General features: G+C 42.4%; 12 protein-coding genes, 1 tRNA gene and 2 pseudogenes. 7 read left to right on the forward strand and 8 right to left on the reverse strand.

From position 1 onward, the window contains the following. Positions 1-84: 84 nt before the first annotated feature. Complete coding sequence (locus HEQ19_16285) at positions 85-1023, reverse strand: PAS domain S-box protein (protein ID WYM00833.1); 939 nt, start codon at positions 1021-1023, stop codon at positions 85-87. A 212-nt stretch (positions 1024-1235) separates the two neighbouring features. Further along, entirely contained in the window at positions 1236-2267 is a 1032-nt protein-coding gene (locus HEQ19_16290) for a cache domain-containing protein (GenBank protein ID WYM00834.1), read from the reverse strand. Positions 2268-2538: 271 nt separating this feature from the next. Here HEQ19_16290 and HEQ19_16295 point away from each other — a divergent pair, with 271 nt between their 5' ends. After that, a complete protein-coding gene (locus tag HEQ19_16295; protein ID WYM00835.1) occupies positions 2539-3138 on the forward strand; it encodes a chromophore lyase CpcT/CpeT in 600 nt (199 codons plus the stop codon). A gap of 26 nt (positions 3139-3164) precedes the next feature. Here HEQ19_16295 and cpdA read toward each other — a convergent pair whose 3' ends face one another. Further along, on the reverse strand, positions 3165-3962 hold the full coding sequence (gene cpdA, locus HEQ19_16300) for a 3',5'-cyclic-AMP phosphodiesterase (GenBank protein ID WYM00836.1): 798 nt from the start codon (positions 3960-3962) through the stop codon (positions 3165-3167). A gap of 557 nt (positions 3963-4519) precedes the next feature. On the opposite strand from cpdA, the gene HEQ19_16305 reads away from it, so the two are divergent. Further along, a tRNA-Cys gene (locus HEQ19_16305) sits at positions 4520-4591 on the forward strand. Positions 4592-4853: 262 nt separating this feature from the next. Next, the gene (locus HEQ19_16310; GenBank protein ID WZI67236.1) at positions 4854-5327 is read left to right on the forward strand and encodes an IS200/IS605 family accessory protein TnpB-related protein; all 474 of its coding nucleotides are present in this window, start codon (positions 4854-4856) and stop codon (positions 5325-5327) included. Between the two features lie 243 nt (positions 5328-5570). Here the strand turns inward: HEQ19_16310 and HEQ19_16315 are convergent, their stop codons facing one another. The 5 genes and pseudogenes from HEQ19_16315 to HEQ19_16335 form a co-directional block, all read right to left on the reverse strand. Next, positions 5571-6416: an alpha/beta hydrolase gene (locus tag HEQ19_16315; protein ID WYM00837.1), complete on the reverse strand. Its 846-nt coding sequence runs from the start codon at positions 6414-6416 to the stop codon at positions 5571-5573. A 17-nt stretch (positions 6417-6433) separates the two neighbouring features. Further along, positions 6434-6610: pseudogene (locus HEQ19_16320) on the reverse strand (hypothetical protein). Further along, entirely contained in the window at positions 6585-8063 is a 1479-nt protein-coding gene (locus HEQ19_16325; GenBank protein ID WYM03451.2) for a transposase, read from the reverse strand. The pseudogene HEQ19_16320 and the gene HEQ19_16325 overlap by 26 nt, the downstream one beginning before the upstream one ends. Positions 8064-8240: 177 nt before the next feature. Then, a pseudogene (locus HEQ19_16330) lies at positions 8241-8795 on the reverse strand (CAP domain-containing protein). A gap of 519 nt (positions 8796-9314) precedes the next feature. Beyond that, the gene (locus tag HEQ19_16335; protein WYM00838.1) at positions 9315-9809 is read right to left on the reverse strand and encodes an NADAR domain-containing protein; all 495 of its coding nucleotides are present in this window, start codon (positions 9807-9809) and stop codon (positions 9315-9317) included. Positions 9810-9964: 155 nt separating this feature from the next. On the opposite strand from HEQ19_16335, the gene HEQ19_16340 reads away from it, so the two are divergent. The 4 genes from HEQ19_16340 (at position 9965) to HEQ19_16355 (ending at position 15263) form a co-directional block, all read left to right on the forward strand. Then, on the forward strand, positions 9965-10561 hold the full coding sequence (locus HEQ19_16340) for a DUF4129 domain-containing protein (protein WYM03452.1): 597 nt from the start codon (positions 9965-9967) through the stop codon (positions 10559-10561). Between the two features lie 32 nt (positions 10562-10593). Further along, positions 10594-11706, forward strand: coding sequence for a DUF4350 domain-containing protein (locus HEQ19_16345; protein ID WYM03453.1), 1113 nt, complete (start codon positions 10594-10596; stop codon positions 11704-11706). Positions 11707-11992: 286 nt separating this feature from the next. Beyond that, positions 11993-12943 carry a MoxR family ATPase gene (locus HEQ19_16350; GenBank protein WYM03454.1) on the forward strand — a complete coding sequence of 317 codons (951 nt, stop codon included), beginning with the start codon at positions 11993-11995 and terminating at the stop codon, positions 12941-12943. 460 nt (positions 12944-13403) lie between these two features. Then, positions 13404-15263, forward strand: a complete 1860-nt coding sequence (locus HEQ19_16355) for an NAD(P)H-quinone oxidoreductase subunit F (protein WYM00839.1) — start codon at positions 13404-13406, stop codon at positions 15261-15263. The last annotated feature ends 1 nt before the right edge of the window (position 15264 follow it).

Raw genomic sequence — 15264 nt, forward strand, 5'->3', positions numbered from 1 at the left:
TTAAAAAATAAGTTTGAAACCCTTGCCTGGCTCCGATAAAAGCCATTATTTTTTGTATTTGAGCTACTGTTACTAAAAATCAAATTATAAACGCCTATAAGCCTTGTTATTAAAGCAATTTAATCGACTTTCATTAATAATTAAGCACGCTATACACGCAAGAGCCGCATCGCCTAGAGCCTGTACCGCTTCAATTGCCTGCTGTATCAGATCCGTCACTTCACATGATTCCATCACCATCTCGGTTTTTCGAGACTCTAACCGCTCCAAATCGAGAATGTCATTGACCAATCGCACCAGGCGATCGCTATTATTCAGGGCGATTTGAATCAGATGATTAAACCGTTCGGAATTGTTGTTATAGAGTCCCGATTCCAAAATGCCGAGAGAACCGTGAATGGCAGTCAACGGGGTTCGTAGTTCATGACTAACAATGGAGATAAATTCATCTTTCATCTGAGCGATGGCATAGCGATCGCTAATGTCTTGAATTTGGGCAATGAAGTAAATAGGTTCTTCTCGGCTATCTCGGACAAGCAATACATTCAGCAACACCCAGACCACATTACCTTGTTGATGGAAATACCGTTTCTGGACTTGGTAGCTGTGAATTTCACCAGCCAGCACTGCTTGCACCTGCTCTAAATCAATTGCCAGATCATCAGGATGGGTAATTTCTTGAAGGGTTGTAATCAGCAATTCGTCTTGAGTGTAGCCAAGGATCTCACAAAGCGAGCGATTAACGCGAATAAATCTAGCCTCAATTGTTACTAATGCCATGCCGATTGGGGCATCTTCAAAGGCGCTGCGGAACCGTTCTTCACTCTGGCGTAAAGCTTCTTCTATGTGCTTTAATTCAGTTATGTCTCGTCCCACTGACTGAAGCTCCAAGATATTCCCCTGGTCGTCACACAGCATCCGGTTTACCCACTGTGTCCAGCGAACTGAACCATTGACAATTACTCGATTCTCAATTATAATAATAGGATTTGCTGGAGTCATGGATTGCACCAGTTGATCCACCCGTTCTCGATCTTCCGGTTCAATGACTGGGCTATAGCTCTGGTTCTTGCGTACTTAGCGTGCTAAATATGTTGAAAAATAAGCTTGAACTCCTTGCTGGGATAAGATGACAGCCATTATTTACTGCCTTTTAGGTCTGATGATTAAAATTTTGGCTATAAGCGCCTGTAAGCCTTGATTTTAAAACAAAGTTATCGACTGTAATTAAAAATTTAGCACGTTAAGTACGCAAGAACCACAAATTGCTCCTCGTGGTTACTTAGCAACGTCAGTGGTTGGGTTGTTTGCAAGGTGCGGAAGTTGCCAAATTTGTGGGCGAGTTGTTGAGCAATGTCTCGCGTTCGCGCATCCTTGCTATTTACCGCTAACAATCGCGTCGTTTCCCCCAAACCTTTCTTCACAAAAGGGATCTCTGGCGTAGATGTGGCAACCAAATTACCAGAACGCTCCATAATAAAAGTCTGTCCAGATGCTGAGAATTTTAGCTGCTCCAGAAAGGTACTGATTCCCGCCAGGGTAAAATCCGAGACGAAAACTCCCCGCCATTTTCCAGCAGCATCGTAAATGGGAGCGAGTGCGAAAATTCCTAATGTGGGTACAACCTTGTAAACAGAAATTGGCGACCAAGTTTGTTGGTTGGTGGCTTTGGCATAGCGATACCAGGGAGTTTTTTGATTATCGACGGGAAAGGTATAGACAAGTTTGAAAGGATTGCCTTTCGCGTCAACCAAATAGTATTTCCGTTTACCCGGATCGCTACTTCTCGATCTATGAAAATAGCGGGTACTGATGGACGCATCCTTTCGGGTCAGCCTTTTGGCTTGTTTGACCAGTTCCTTACTTTGAAGGCGTCCGTACCCAATCGCTTCTCCTGGCTCGTTGGCAAAGAAGATAGATTGGAGGGAGGGGTTCAGGGTGATTTGTTGCCAAAATTGCTCTCGCAGTTGCTCAAAGTCGTTGATTTTCAAGGTTCCCTGCTCTACTGCCAGATGATTGGCGGCGACAACATCTTGGGGTGCATGTAGGTAGGTGGTGAGGCGATCGTTAATCCGCAGCAACACCTGTTGGGTGAGTTTGTCTGCAAGTTCCCTCACGGATTGCTGTCCACTTCGATCAGACAAATAACCGACTATCCCAACCGCTCCTACCAATTGCAACATAAATGGAACAGTTAGCAACACTCGTATCGGAATGTTGGCAAAGCTTTGATAGCAGCGTCGAAGTAAACTTGCTCTTTGCGTCATGTAGCAATCCTAAAGTGAGAGAATGACGTTATCCATTGTGTCAGATAGTTAACGGGAGGGACGACAACGCCGCACGTAATATTCAAAGGTTCGGCTTCCCTTCGGCTTCGCTCAGGGTCAAATAGTTGGGGCATCAACTATTGGGTTAGGTGGTGTAAGTCGGGCTACGCCTGCAATTGCTGTTAGCAGCCCAGAATCCGCGCTCTTTTGGCACGGGGAGTATGTGAAAATACTTCTAGAGAATTTTCAAGCAACTAGTTGATCATTTGTCATGACTCATTCTACAGATATTGCCACCTTAGCTCGTTGGATGGCAGCTGACTTTAGCAATCAAGCACAAGCTTTTGAAAACCCGCCTTTTTACGCTCATATTCGCGTGTTTATGCGTCCCCTGCCCGTAGAATTATTATCAGGGGTGAGTTTATTTTTGGAGCAAGCCTATGACTATATGCTCAATGACCCCTATCGTATGCGGGTGCTAAAGTTGGTCAATGCGGGCGATCACATCCTAATTGAAAATTACACCGTCAAGGAAGAACAAAATTTTTATGGTGCATCCCGTAACCTGGAACTCCTCAAAACCTTAACAGCCGATGACTTGGAAAAATTATCAGGCTGTAACATGATTGTTGAGTGGACTGGTAATAGCTTCAAAGGTAGGGTGGAACCGGGAAAAGGCTGCATCGTTTTTCGTAAAGGACAAAAGACCTATCTAGATAACGAATTTGAGATTAACGAAGAGAAATTTATCAGCCTCGACCGGGGACGGAATTTAGAAACCGATGAGCATATTTGGGGGTCTATCGCCGGACCATTTAACTTTGTCCGTTGGGGTAGTTTTGCTGATGAAGTCAGAATTCCTAACTCCTAACTCCTAACTCCTAACTCCTCAATCTCCTAATATCCCGTCGCTGTTAACTCCAGGGTATGAAAATAAGGAACTCGTTCAACAGTGGTTTCCCAAGTGCCATTGGGGTAAAGTTTTAGTAGACGAAGCCCAGGAGGTTTTTGATCGAGAGCAAATTTTGTGCTTTTAGGTTTGAACTGAATGCTAGTTGAGGGTGTACCGAAATAGTGAACATGATGACGCTGGTACTGAAATTCCTGGTGAATGTGACCAAACAAAACTAATTTGACTTGTGGGTGTCTATCGAGAACGGCAAAAAGTTCCTCAGAATTTTGCAGACTGCTGCTATCTAGCCACTTAGAATTGACCAGAAAAGGTGGATGATGTAGGGTTACTATAGTAGGTTGATTTTGCAGAATTTTTAGCTGACAGTCTAACCAATTTAGGGTTTTAGCTGAAAGATAACCATGCACACAGCCAGGTACAGCCGAGCTGAGTAAGACAAAATTCCAGCCACCACGCTCAAAAGACTTACGCCGGGAAAACATCCTCAGATTTAAGATTTCATCCATTGCGATCGCACAGTCATGATTTCCTGGTATGCAGTAAGTTGGTATTTGTAGCGGACTCAGCAGGTTTTGAAGATTTTCATAGGATGTAGCCGTCCCATCACCAGACAAATCTCCCGTTAGCAGTAGTAAATCCAGTTCCGGTTGTAGAATCTTTAAACGCGCTATAACTGCTTGGAATGATTCCATAGTAGGCATTCCTAGCAGCTGATGATTTTCCGCAGCAAACAGATGTATATCTGTTACCTGAGCAATAGATACGGGAAACACTGGATTCATCTTTGCTGATAGCAATGTTTGCGTCTTAATATCTGATTCTCCTTCCGGGCAACTAAGTGTTTATCATTCAAGTAGCAAAACTAGCTTGATCAATAAGTCGGCATCACTAAAGGTAAATCCTCTCGATTACCGCCACCAGCTAGTATTCCTTATTTAGTTCTACTCTTTACTCCTGACTGAACACCATCATAATAGTGTTTATTTTTTTCAGTCACCTAGTACATTCACCCTGATAAAATTAATCAGGCAATAAGGACTGGATCACCAATACCTTAGCAATTTTTTACGTGATATACGCAATATTTTGTATATATTATACCATGAATGCTGAGTAATATTTTTACATCTATCTTAAGAGATAAATTATTTTTTTTGGGAAATTTTATACTTATCACCCCAAAAAAGCCTCGCAAATACTAATTTTGAGCAACATATCTATATTTGTTGTCGCCGTAAATCTTGATATTCGCCGCTAATTGGATTAACGGGGAAAAATTTTCCCGCACAAAAGATGCAATTTGAGGTAAAATGTTGATATAATGAATAATCGTAAGTGTGGCGGCATAGCCAAGTGGTAAGGCAGAGGTCTGCAAAACCTCCATCCCCCGGTTCAAATCCGGGTGCCGCCTTTAAGAAAATCAAGTATTTCAGAGGCTCTCAAGCCCTTTGGTTCTTGCGTACTTAGCGTGCTTAATTATTAGTTAAAGTCTATAAATTTGCTTTAAAAGTAAGACTTACAGGCGTTCATAATTTAATTTTCAGCAATATGACCAAAAATACAGGAAATAATGGCTATTACCGTATCTCAGTAAGGGTTTCAAGCTGATTATTTAATAAATTTAGCACGCTAAGTACGGAAGAGCCGAAATCTCCCGCCAAGTCGCCAGAGATATTGTTGAGTTTGCAAAGACTCATAACGTCAAAGTAATTGTGATTGAGAGTTTAGCTGGTTGGAAGGCAAAAGCTGGTAAGAAAGGCTCTCTACTAAAACAGAAATTTCATCTGTGGTGTCATGCCAAAATTGTTGAGATAGTCACAGATAGATGGTCTGAATTTGGGGGACAAGTTCAAGCTATTAATCCCAAATATACCAGTGCTTATGCTTTTGATGGCAGCGGTAAAGTTAAGCGAAATAAAAATAATTATTCTCTCGCTGTGTTTAAGAGTGGCAAGCAATACAATTGCGACTTATCAGCATCTTATAACATCGGTGCTAGATATTGGTATTGTCTAACTGTGGGAGATAAAACCTTTTCTAGAGTGTATGCGCGGAGCGCAGGCTTCGCCAACGTAAGCGAAAGTTCTAACGACACACTGAGAACGCCAGTAACTCTGGGAACGCTGCGTAGTCTAAAAGCTGCATAGCGAAAGAATCCTCATCTATAATCTCCGATTTAGATGGGGTGCGTTCAATATGAATCAGGACTTGCGCGGCGAGGCTATTTGTCGGCATTTGATAACTGCGGTTTTGAGTGTAATAGAGATTTGAATGCTGCTATTAATTTAAGAAAAGAAGCGGTCAGATTGACCGTGTTAGCCTGTGGACTGGATAGTGCCGACACTTCCTAGTCGTTGCAGGAAGAAAAAGCAGACATTTGTTAGCATTTGTTAGCTTTTTTGGATCGGATGCTTTTGTAACCAACTGTCAATGTCGTTTAGTACCTGCTGAGGAATTTCCCAAGGGAAAAGATGAGCAGTATCGGGGTAGCATTGCCACTGACAATTTTTGAGGTGGCGAGCAGTTTCTAAGCTAGAATCAGCAGTGATGTGGCGATCTTCAGCGCCAGCGAGTACCAGTGTTGGGCATTCAATTTCCTGGATATCTGTAATACGATTGTAGCCTAATCGTAATGCATTATAGAGAGCGCGAGTAGCTGCAGGAGAAGTTTTTAAGTAGGCTGGGACAGCTTCTTGGGCGATGTATTTATAGGCTGTGGGAGTATGTTGTTGGATGAGGTAGCGAAAGAGCGATCGCTTGCCAAAAGTATCAATATTCCACTGCATACTGGGTTTAATATAATTCAAAAGCGCTGCTACAGCAGTATAAAAATTATCCTGCCAACTAATTGGGGGATGATTACCACGGGGTCTGGCGGCGGTTGCGACTAAAATCAACCCAGTCACCCGCTGTGGGAGACGTAATGCCAATTCCAGAGCGAGAATGCCACCAAGTGACCATCCCAATACTAGACATTTTTCAATCCCACAGCGGTCTAGCAGGGCTTCCAAGTCGGTCAAATGGTCACGCATCTCAAAATTGCCCTTAACTGGGCTTTTGCCGTATCCTCGCAAATCAGGGGCAAAAGTTTGGTAACGTTTTGATAGGTGATTGGTGAAAACAGAAAGACTGCGACCAGAACCAGGATGACCGTGTAGTCCGAGGATGGGGAATCCTTGACCTTGGACGTAGACGTTAAGATGTGCAGCACCAGCAGCCCTATGACTATCGCCCATGATTCAGCTTTTCCTATCTACTTTTCTTTATAACCCCCAGCATATGTAATCACACAAATAGTGCCATATAATTTGTGAGTTCCATAAGCAACACCAGTGACTTTAAAAGCGCCGTTAAAAATATTTGTTCGATGACCGCGTGACGGTACGCCATCATCAATCAGTGAACTACCTACACCGATTTGGAGTACCAAATACGGTATAGGCTTCTGGTACATTTCGCAATGCTGCCAGAACTTCCTTAGAGGTACTATTAGTAGTAGAACCATCCACTACCGGATTCCCTTTACGGCGTTTTATCGTTGGGAACAGTCCCAGCCCAACGCGCTTTACGTTGATAGCGGCATTAATATCCCTATCAACCAAAAGCGATTCTTTTTCGTCCCAATAATTACGAATGTTGCAATCAGTGAAGATAAATTCATCACGATACGCAAGCAATTGAGATGTGTATGCAGGTTTGACTGCTATTGTCCTAGTTCCAGCTTTTCGGGCTATGTATTCTAGGATTGTGAAAAATTGTCCAAATGCAGCATCGTTCCAGGATTTATTTAATCCTGATTTAGCTGATTGACCGTTGGGTAAATATTTCCCATTTTCATCTTGTTTGGCTTTATTTTTCTTTGATAAAGCTCTTAAATTTAAATCTTCATATACAAAAACTTTCTTCCCAGTTTTGAGCAAGGTATGGGCAGTTTTAAAAGCATGGTCAATTCTAGCTCTGGCAATACGTTGATGTTCTTTTGCTTCTTTTTTAGCTAATTTACGGCGTGATTTACTGCCCTTTTTCTTGGTGGATTTACGTTTGGATATATCTGCTAGTCTCTTTTCGGACTTAGAGAAAGATTTTAGCGATGGTAGCTTGGTATTCTCTGAAGTTGCCAAATAATCATCTTCATGTAATACTGCATCCAATCCAAGACTGTTTTCCCAAGTTGGAGCAATTTCATCAGGTGTAAAGGTAGGAATATTTGGGTCTGACAAACAAATGGTTACGTACCACCCATCCGCCTTTTTTGTCAAAAGAGCATTTTTTAAAATAAATCCATTAGGTAATGGGCGATGTAAACGCACCTTTACCCAGCCTTTTAATTTTGAAAATGACAAAAATAGCCATTCTTGCTCAACACGTTCGACAGTAATAGCTTGACCTTCAATTTTTATTGTGCGATAACGCGCAGCATTTTTAAAACGAGGTTTGCCACTACGATTTCCTTTGTAATCACCTTCAATAAAGCGAGAAAAAGCCAAGTCTACACGCTTGGATACATCCTGTAATGTCTGAGATGGAACACTTGTAAAGTCTAGTAGTTCACCAGAATGACTTACCTTTATCAAGTCGGACTTAATAACAGGAAGTTGTTTTTTTTGTGAGTAATAGTCGGGGTTGTCTCGTAATTTTGGTATTGAACAAATTAACGGACAAAAATTAATTGCAGTCCGATTATACTGATACCAGTCGAACCTGTCTCCTAACTGCCTGTTGTACCAGTATCGACAAATTCTTAACCAATTGTTTAGCTGGATTTTTTGCTTGGTGTCTGGATAAGTGCGGTACTGATAGTTAAGCAGTATAAGGAAATCACCTACTTGATTGCATTTAGTGTTGACGTTTATTACTATAAAGTATCGAGAAGGAAAAGTCAACTATGTTGAATCCCAAGACAAGCCAAAATAAAACAAAAGATTATTAATTACTCAACTGCCCCAATTACCGAATCAGCCTATGGCTAATATTGGTAATTGGGGCGTTTCGTAATTAATCGCCTTATATCCCGACACCAAACTGAGTACAGTTATGGTGCCAGGCTAAGGCGCGAAAGCTAATTGCATGATAATATCTTGAGCAGTGTTCGGGCCATAGCTGATGTTTTCGCCCACGGTAGTTTGCCATTTGCCATAGCGATTGACGCGAGTAGAGGGGTTACTACCATCACTACCATTGTGACCTGTTGTACCTTTGGGGCCTTGGTCTTGGACGTGATCTCTAGCACCCAAAGACATACCTTTAGATGCAGTCAATGATCCGACGGGACGAACTGACTTGAGAAATGCGATCGCCTCATCGACTGGTTTAACTCCTTCTTGGGTCACTAAATAGGTATTATTAGAAATTTTGACTCGTTTACCCTGGAAGCGCTTTCTATAGTTTTCTAGAATCGGGATGTATGACTGAGGGTTTGTTCTTATCTTGTTGGTTTCATCAATCACCTGTTTTTCCAACGTTGAAAGGTAACTTGCTTGTGCTAACAAAGTTGGACCTGCTTTTTGAGCTACAGATGGAGTAGACTTTGCTACAGTTTGGCTAGATAACTGTAGTTGAAAACAGTTAGTTATCAGGGTAATGGGCAAAAATAGCCAAAATCCAAGGCGACGCATTAATTACCTCACAATTTTTTCTACGGTTTAGCTTGCTTAATTAGATACACTGGCGGTTGATAAAGTTCCGTAATTTTAACCCTCTGTGTTCAAGATACTCCCTTCCCGCTGGAAGATTACCGTTCGCGGAGCGTCCCGTAGGGAAATAATTTTTAGCTCACGCAAAGGCGCAAAGGCGCAAAGAAAGAAAATTATAGGTAATCTTAGACCGGGAAGGGAGTAACCAGTTGTAACCTTTCTGACAATCAACCTTAAAGAAAAATTATTTATACCAATTTGAAAAAAGAATGGGACGGATAGGGTAAAATACTGCGTAGGTTTTGGAATTTCTTGGTTGAGGCAAGCTCTTGGAGCAGGGGGAGAAATGGAGGCTCTTGAAGAGTTTTGCCTCCCCTGCAAATCCTACGCAGTATTGGGATAGGGTAGGGATCTAGGCTTTGCGCCCCTGATAGGGTAGGGGCGCAAGGCCTTGCGCCCCTACAGATTATCGATATGTTGCAAAGATTTTTTAAATTGGTATTACCCAAAGGACAGTTGACTGTAGTTTTCTAGAGTTTCAGTAGCGGTGAATAACTTGAGGATTTCTTCACGCACATCCATCAGGATTTTACCGAGATGATTTTCACCAGTTTTATTCATACCACAGCCCCAGAAATAATCGTTTGGGGAGTTTTCTACTAGGATTTCATTACCTGTGGTTAGGAGAATTTCTCTGATGTCAGCATGGGTGAGAAACTTTTTGAGGACAGCTTCTCGCATCACCTGGGTTTTGACCACCTCCCAATCTGAACGGACTTTGCGGCTATTACAGCGTCCTAAAGCAGCAGCTTCTTCGGAGGTTTGAGCGGCATGGATTACGGGTATAATAACTGCATCTTTAGTGCCCACAAACTTTTGTGCTTGATAATAATGCTCAACCGTTGACCAGTAAGTACCCTGGATTTCGATTCCGTGGGGAGAAAAGTTAGAAAAACAGCCATAAGGTTGCCAAACCTTGTAAAAATAAATAGTCATTACAAAATTGCTCTTTATATATCAGTATCAATTTCTATTATCTGCTGAGTGTTGAGTGGTGAGTGCTGAGTAGAAGCAGAAATATTCTCTTTTCTTTATTGGTAATCGTAGGTTGGTCGGTCATGAATTATTCTCCTCCTCCCCCCATCTCCCCAATGTCCACAGATGCTTTTGAAAAAACTAGCTGGAGTTGGCAGCTTTCTCAGTTGCAGCAACAAGTGGGAGAATGGGTAGAATACCAGTTTTCTCAAGTTCCCTTGGATCTACCGAATTGGTCAATCAGTCCTGGGCTGGCTCAGTTGCTGAATTTGTTGTTTTGGCTGGTGTTAGGCTTATTCTTGGTCTGGGTGGTTTGGCAATTGTGGCGGTTATTTAGACCTTATGTGTATTCTTGGTTAGCTCAAAGAGGTAATTTTGATGGTGCTGGACTAAAAATTGGCTCTGGTGAATTATCTAGCGAGCGTTGGTTGATGCGATCGCAAGAATTTTATCGTCAGGCTAACTATCGTGAGGCCTGCCGTTGTATTTATTTAGCAATGTTACAACAGTTACATGAGAAAGCGATCACACCAGTCCAACACAGCCGCACTGATGGCGAATATCTGCGATTGCTAAGGTTATCTGTGAATCAAATACAGCCTTATGAAACTTTGATTACTACTCACGAACAATTATGTTTTGGCAATGTTGAGATTTTCAGAGAAAATTATGAGCAGTGTCAGCAAGCCTATCGCGAAATTTTCCCGGAGTGATGGGGAATGGGGAGTGTCAAAATATGAAGCAAATGAAACGCTCAAATCGCCTGGCTGCTTTAGGAGCGATCGCCCTGGCAGTGATAATATTATTGAGCTTAATAACTGCTCCTAGCAGCAATACAATTACTAGTGGTTCCACTTATAGCCGTGGTGCTGATGGCTATGGTGCTTGGTATGCTTTTATGCAACAGCAAGGAATTTCTATCCAGCGTTGGCAAAAGCCTGCAGGTGATATTACAGCACAGAAAAGCCCTGTCACCCTGCTACAAGTTTACAGCACCTGGCGATCGCCAACACTCGATAGACAAGAGCGAGAATGGGTAGAACAAGGCAATAATTTGGTGATTTTGGGCGTGCGTCATCAAGTAACAGCGGCGAATTTTACCACGATGCAAAAATCTCCCTTTGGGAAGGTAAAAATTGACACGCGAAGACGTTATCAGCAAGCTGACCAAACAGAAGTTGATTTAGGCGATCGCTTCGGTGCTGTTGTCTGGGTAGAAAAGCACGGTCAAGGAAAAGTAATTTATTCTACTACTCCCTATTTAGCCGCCAATGCCTACCAAGATTATTTAAGTAATTTCAAGTATTTAGCTAATTTTGTTAGACACAAAAATAACCCAATTTTTGTTGATGAATACATCCACGGCTACAAAGACAGCGATGTGAGGGAGAAAGAAGGTAAAGGTGATTTATTAAGTTATTTAACTAAAACACCGATCATGCCCGCATTATTCCAGGCAGGTGTATTACTATTGGTGCTAATTTGGGCACAGAATCGGCGCTTTGGTAAGGCAGTAGCTTTAGATACACCAGGTGTAGACAACAGTGAGGCATATATTCAAGCCTTAGCAGGAGTATTACAAAAAGCCCAATCCACCGATTTTGTCGTCGAGATGGTAGGTAAAGAAGAACAAATACAATTACAAAAAGCTTTGGGATTAGGGACAGTCCTGCTGGAACCAGAGGCTTTGATTAATACTTGGGTAGAGAAAACAGGTGCAAATCCCGCAGAACTGAATGCAGTGTTCAAGGTGCGATTGCGAAAAAAACCTATGAGTGAACAAGACCTGTTAAGCTGGTTGGGGAAATGGCGGACTATTCGCTTGAGTAGGTCGGCGCAAATAAACCGTAATGGTTAGGGTTGTCATTTGTCATTTGTCATTGGTCATTGGTCATTTGTCATTTGTCATTGGTCATTGGTCATTACTCATTACTCATTACTCATTACTCATTACTCATTACTCATTACTCATTACTCATTACTCATTACTCATTACTCATTACTCATTACTCATTACTCATTACTCATTACTCATTACTCATTACTCATTACTCATTACTCATTACTCATTACTCATTACTCATTACTCTTTGTCATTTGTTAGCAGTAATTGCTTATTCCCTATTCCCTATAACTTAATTATTATGAATGAAACCCATCCTATTTTAATTCGCCTTGGTCAAGGACTTAACCAAGTAATTGTGGGACAATCCCATCTTGTACAACAGATGCTAGTCGCCCTGTTAGCGGGTGGACATATAATTTTGGAAGGTGTACCGGGAACTGGTAAAACACTTTTAGTGAAAGTGTTGGCGCAGTTGATCCAATCGGAGTTTCGCCGCATTCAGCTAACACCAGATGTTTTACCGTCAGATATTACTGGGACGAATATTTTTGACTTGAATAGTCGCAGTTTTACCCTGAAAAAAGGACCGATATTTACAGAAATTTTGCTAGCGGATGAAATTAACCGTACTCCCCCGAAAACACAAGCGGCGTTGCTAGAAGCAATGGAAGAAATGCAGGTAACTTTGGATGGAGAAACTTTACCTTTACCAGAGTTATTTTGGGTGATTGCGACACAAAATCCCCTAGAATTTGAAGGCACTTATCCTTTACCAGAAGCGCAGTTAGACAGGTTTTTATTTAAACTAGTAGTAGATTACCCTGACCAAGCTGCCGAAAAACAAATGTTACTCAATCGTCAGGCGGGTTTTGCGGCGCGACGCTTGGATATTACCCACCTGAAACAAATAGCAACGGTAGGCGAAATTTTGCAGGCTCGACAAGCAGTCAAAGAAGTTAAAGTATCTGAGGCAATTATTGATTATATCCTGGCGTTGGTCAGAGCATCGCGTCAATATCCCGATTTAGCTTTGGGTGCTTCGCCTCGCGCTGCTGGTGCTTGGTTGCAGACATCACAGGCTGCGGCCTGGTTATCTGGGAGAAATTTTGTGACTCCAGATGATGTTAAAGCTGTCGCATCGCCGTTGTTGCGTCATCGTCTACTTTTGAAACCAGAAGCAATGCTGGATGGTTTACAAATTGATGCGGTAATTGCGTCGGTAATGAATCAGGTTGCGGTGCCAAGATAGTTACTCCCTTCCCCGTGGAAGATTACCGAAATAATTTTGATCTCACGCATTCGCGCAGCGTCTCGCAGAGAAGGCGCATTCGCCGGAGGCGTTCCCGCAGGGTAGGCGCATTCGCGGAGCGTCTGTCTTCGACACGCTACGCGAACGCAGAGAAGAAGGAAAATTATAGGTAATCTTAGACCGGGAAGGGAGTAGGAGTTAGGATCGCATTATCAATACATAGAGAAAAACTAATAGTTATCATTCATAAATCAAATCGTGCCATATATAAGAATAAATTAGAGCAAATATCGCTCATTTATTTCGATGAAGTAATTCCATTTTGGATGAGATAACGGTAAGCTAAATTTAACAAAATTAATCAAGGATCAGTTTCCATTATCCGAGAGACCGGTTGACGGGGATCAAGATTTTTTAATTCAAAATCCCTAAATTATGCTGCAAATATAGAGGTATGTTCATGGCTCAGTTTCTGCTCGATACTGTTTGGCTAGTACCGTGCTACGCCTTAATGGGTGGGCTTTTAGCTGTGCCTTGGTCTCCGGGAGTCATTCGCCGTACCGGACCTAGACCAGCGGGTTACGTAAATTTGGTAATGACATTTTTGGCGTTTGTCCATAGCGCGATCGCCTTACCAATCGCCTGGAATCAAGCACCATCAGAAATATTTATTCCGTGGCTTTCCACTGCTGGCTTAAACCTCACCATCGCTATAGAAATTTCGGCGGTGAGTGTAGGCGCGATGGTTGTAATTAGCGGCTTAAATTTGTTAGCGCAAATTTTTGCGATTGGTTACATGGAAATGGACTGGGGGTGGGGACGCTTCTTTTCTTTGCTGGGATTATTTGAAGCTGGTTTATGCGCTTTAGTCCTGTGTAACAGCTTGTTCTTCAGCTATGTAATTTTGGAAGTTCTAACTTTGGGAACCTACCTACTAGTAGGTTTATGGTTTAGTCAGCCTTTGGTTGTAACTGGTGCTAGAGATGCATTCTTAACCAAACGGGTAGGAGACTTATTTTTGCTAATGGGGGTGTTGGGTTTATGGCCCCTAGCGGGAACTTGGAATTATACAGAACTAGCGCAATGGGCAACAACTGCTAATGTTAACCCAACAGTGATTACATTGGTGGGTTTAGCCTTAATCGCAGGTCCGATGGGTAAATGTGCCCAATTTCCCCTACATCTGTGGTTAGATGAGGCGATGGAAGGCCCTGTTCCCAGTACAATTTTGCGGAACTCGGTAGTAGTAGCCACTGGTGCATGGGTATTGATTAAATTGCAACCTGTGTTAACGCTATCACCCGTAGTTTCCTCTGCTATTGTTGCGATTGGTGCGGTGACAGCGGTGGGTGCTTCTTTAATTGCGATCGCCCAAATTGACATTAAGCGGTGTCAATCCTATTCTGTAAGTGCCTACATGGGTTTGATTTTCATTGCCGTAGGCGTGAAACAAGATGAAGTGGCGCTGTTGTTGGTACTCACCCATGCGCTATCATCAGCGCTGTTAGTTATGAGTACTGGTGGAATTGTCTGGAACAGCATCACCCAAGACATCAACCAACTGGGTGGACTATTATCACGTCGTCCGATATCAGCATTAGCCTTTATCGTCGGTGGTTTGGGATTAATTGCTTTTCCACCTTTAGGCGGCTTTTGGGCTTTGGCTGAATTAGCAAATGCACTTTGGAAAACTCAACCGTTGTTAGTAGCAGTGGTTATTGCAGTCAACGCTTTAACAGCCTTTAGTTTAAGTAGAGAATTTAGCCTAATTTTTGGCGGTAAACCCAAACAGATGAGCGAGCGATCGCCTGAAGTACATTGGCCGATGGTACTACCAATGGTAATTTTACTCGGCTTCGTCCTGCATCTACCTTTAATATTACAAAGTTTATCATTGCTGCCAAGTTGGGTAAACCTGAATAAAGATGTTGCACTCCTGCTAATTTGGTCGAGTATTTTTGGTGTCAGCATCAGTGGTGTCATTTATTTAGGAAAATGGCAAAACCCAATCCGCTTACCCTGGAAAGGTTTAAGAGATTTGTTCGCTTACGACTTTTACACAGCCCAAATCTACCGCCTCACAATTGTTGCCGGCGTTGGGCAAATTTCCAAATTTACCGATATGCTTGACCGCTTAGTTATCGATGGAATCGTTAACTTTGTCGGTTTGTTCTCACTGTTAGGTGGACAAGGCCTCAAATACAGTACCAGTGGACAAACCCAGTTTTATGCGTTCACCATCCTTCTAGGAATCAGCGTTTTAGGAATGTGGGTAGCTTGGCCATTCTGGGGAGTCCAATTTTTACAGATGATGTTTTAAG

The organism is Gloeotrichia echinulata CP02 (assembly GCA_038087035.1).
Taxonomy (GTDB): domain Bacteria; phylum Cyanobacteriota; class Cyanobacteriia; order Cyanobacteriales; family Nostocaceae; genus Gloeotrichia; species Gloeotrichia echinulata.

Excerpts from the sequence above, each read along its gene's own strand:
- HEQ19_16290 (WYM00834.1), bottom strand. The coding sequence starts at position 2,267 with ATGACGCAAAGAGCAAGTTTACTTCGACGCTGCTATCAAAGCTTTGCC.
- HEQ19_16295 (WYM00835.1), top strand. The coding sequence starts at position 2,539 with ATGACTCATTCTACAGATATTGCCACCTTAGCTCGTTGGATGGCAGCT.
- cpdA (WYM00836.1), bottom strand. The coding sequence starts at position 3,962 with ATGAATCCAGTGTTTCCCGTATCTATTGCTCAGGTAACAGATATACAT.
- HEQ19_16315 (WYM00837.1), bottom strand. The coding sequence starts at position 6,416 with ATGGGCGATAGTCATAGGGCTGCTGGTGCTGCACATCTTAACGTCTAC.
- HEQ19_16335 (WYM00838.1), bottom strand. The coding sequence starts at position 9,809 with ATGACTATTTATTTTTACAAGGTTTGGCAACCTTATGGCTGTTTTTCT.
- HEQ19_16340 (WYM03452.1), top strand. The coding sequence starts at position 9,965 with ATGTCCACAGATGCTTTTGAAAAAACTAGCTGGAGTTGGCAGCTTTCT.
- HEQ19_16345 (WYM03453.1), top strand. The coding sequence starts at position 10,594 with ATGAAACGCTCAAATCGCCTGGCTGCTTTAGGAGCGATCGCCCTGGCA.
- HEQ19_16350 (WYM03454.1), top strand. The coding sequence starts at position 11,993 with ATGAATGAAACCCATCCTATTTTAATTCGCCTTGGTCAAGGACTTAAC.
- HEQ19_16355 (WYM00839.1), top strand. The coding sequence starts at position 13,404 with ATGGCTCAGTTTCTGCTCGATACTGTTTGGCTAGTACCGTGCTACGCC.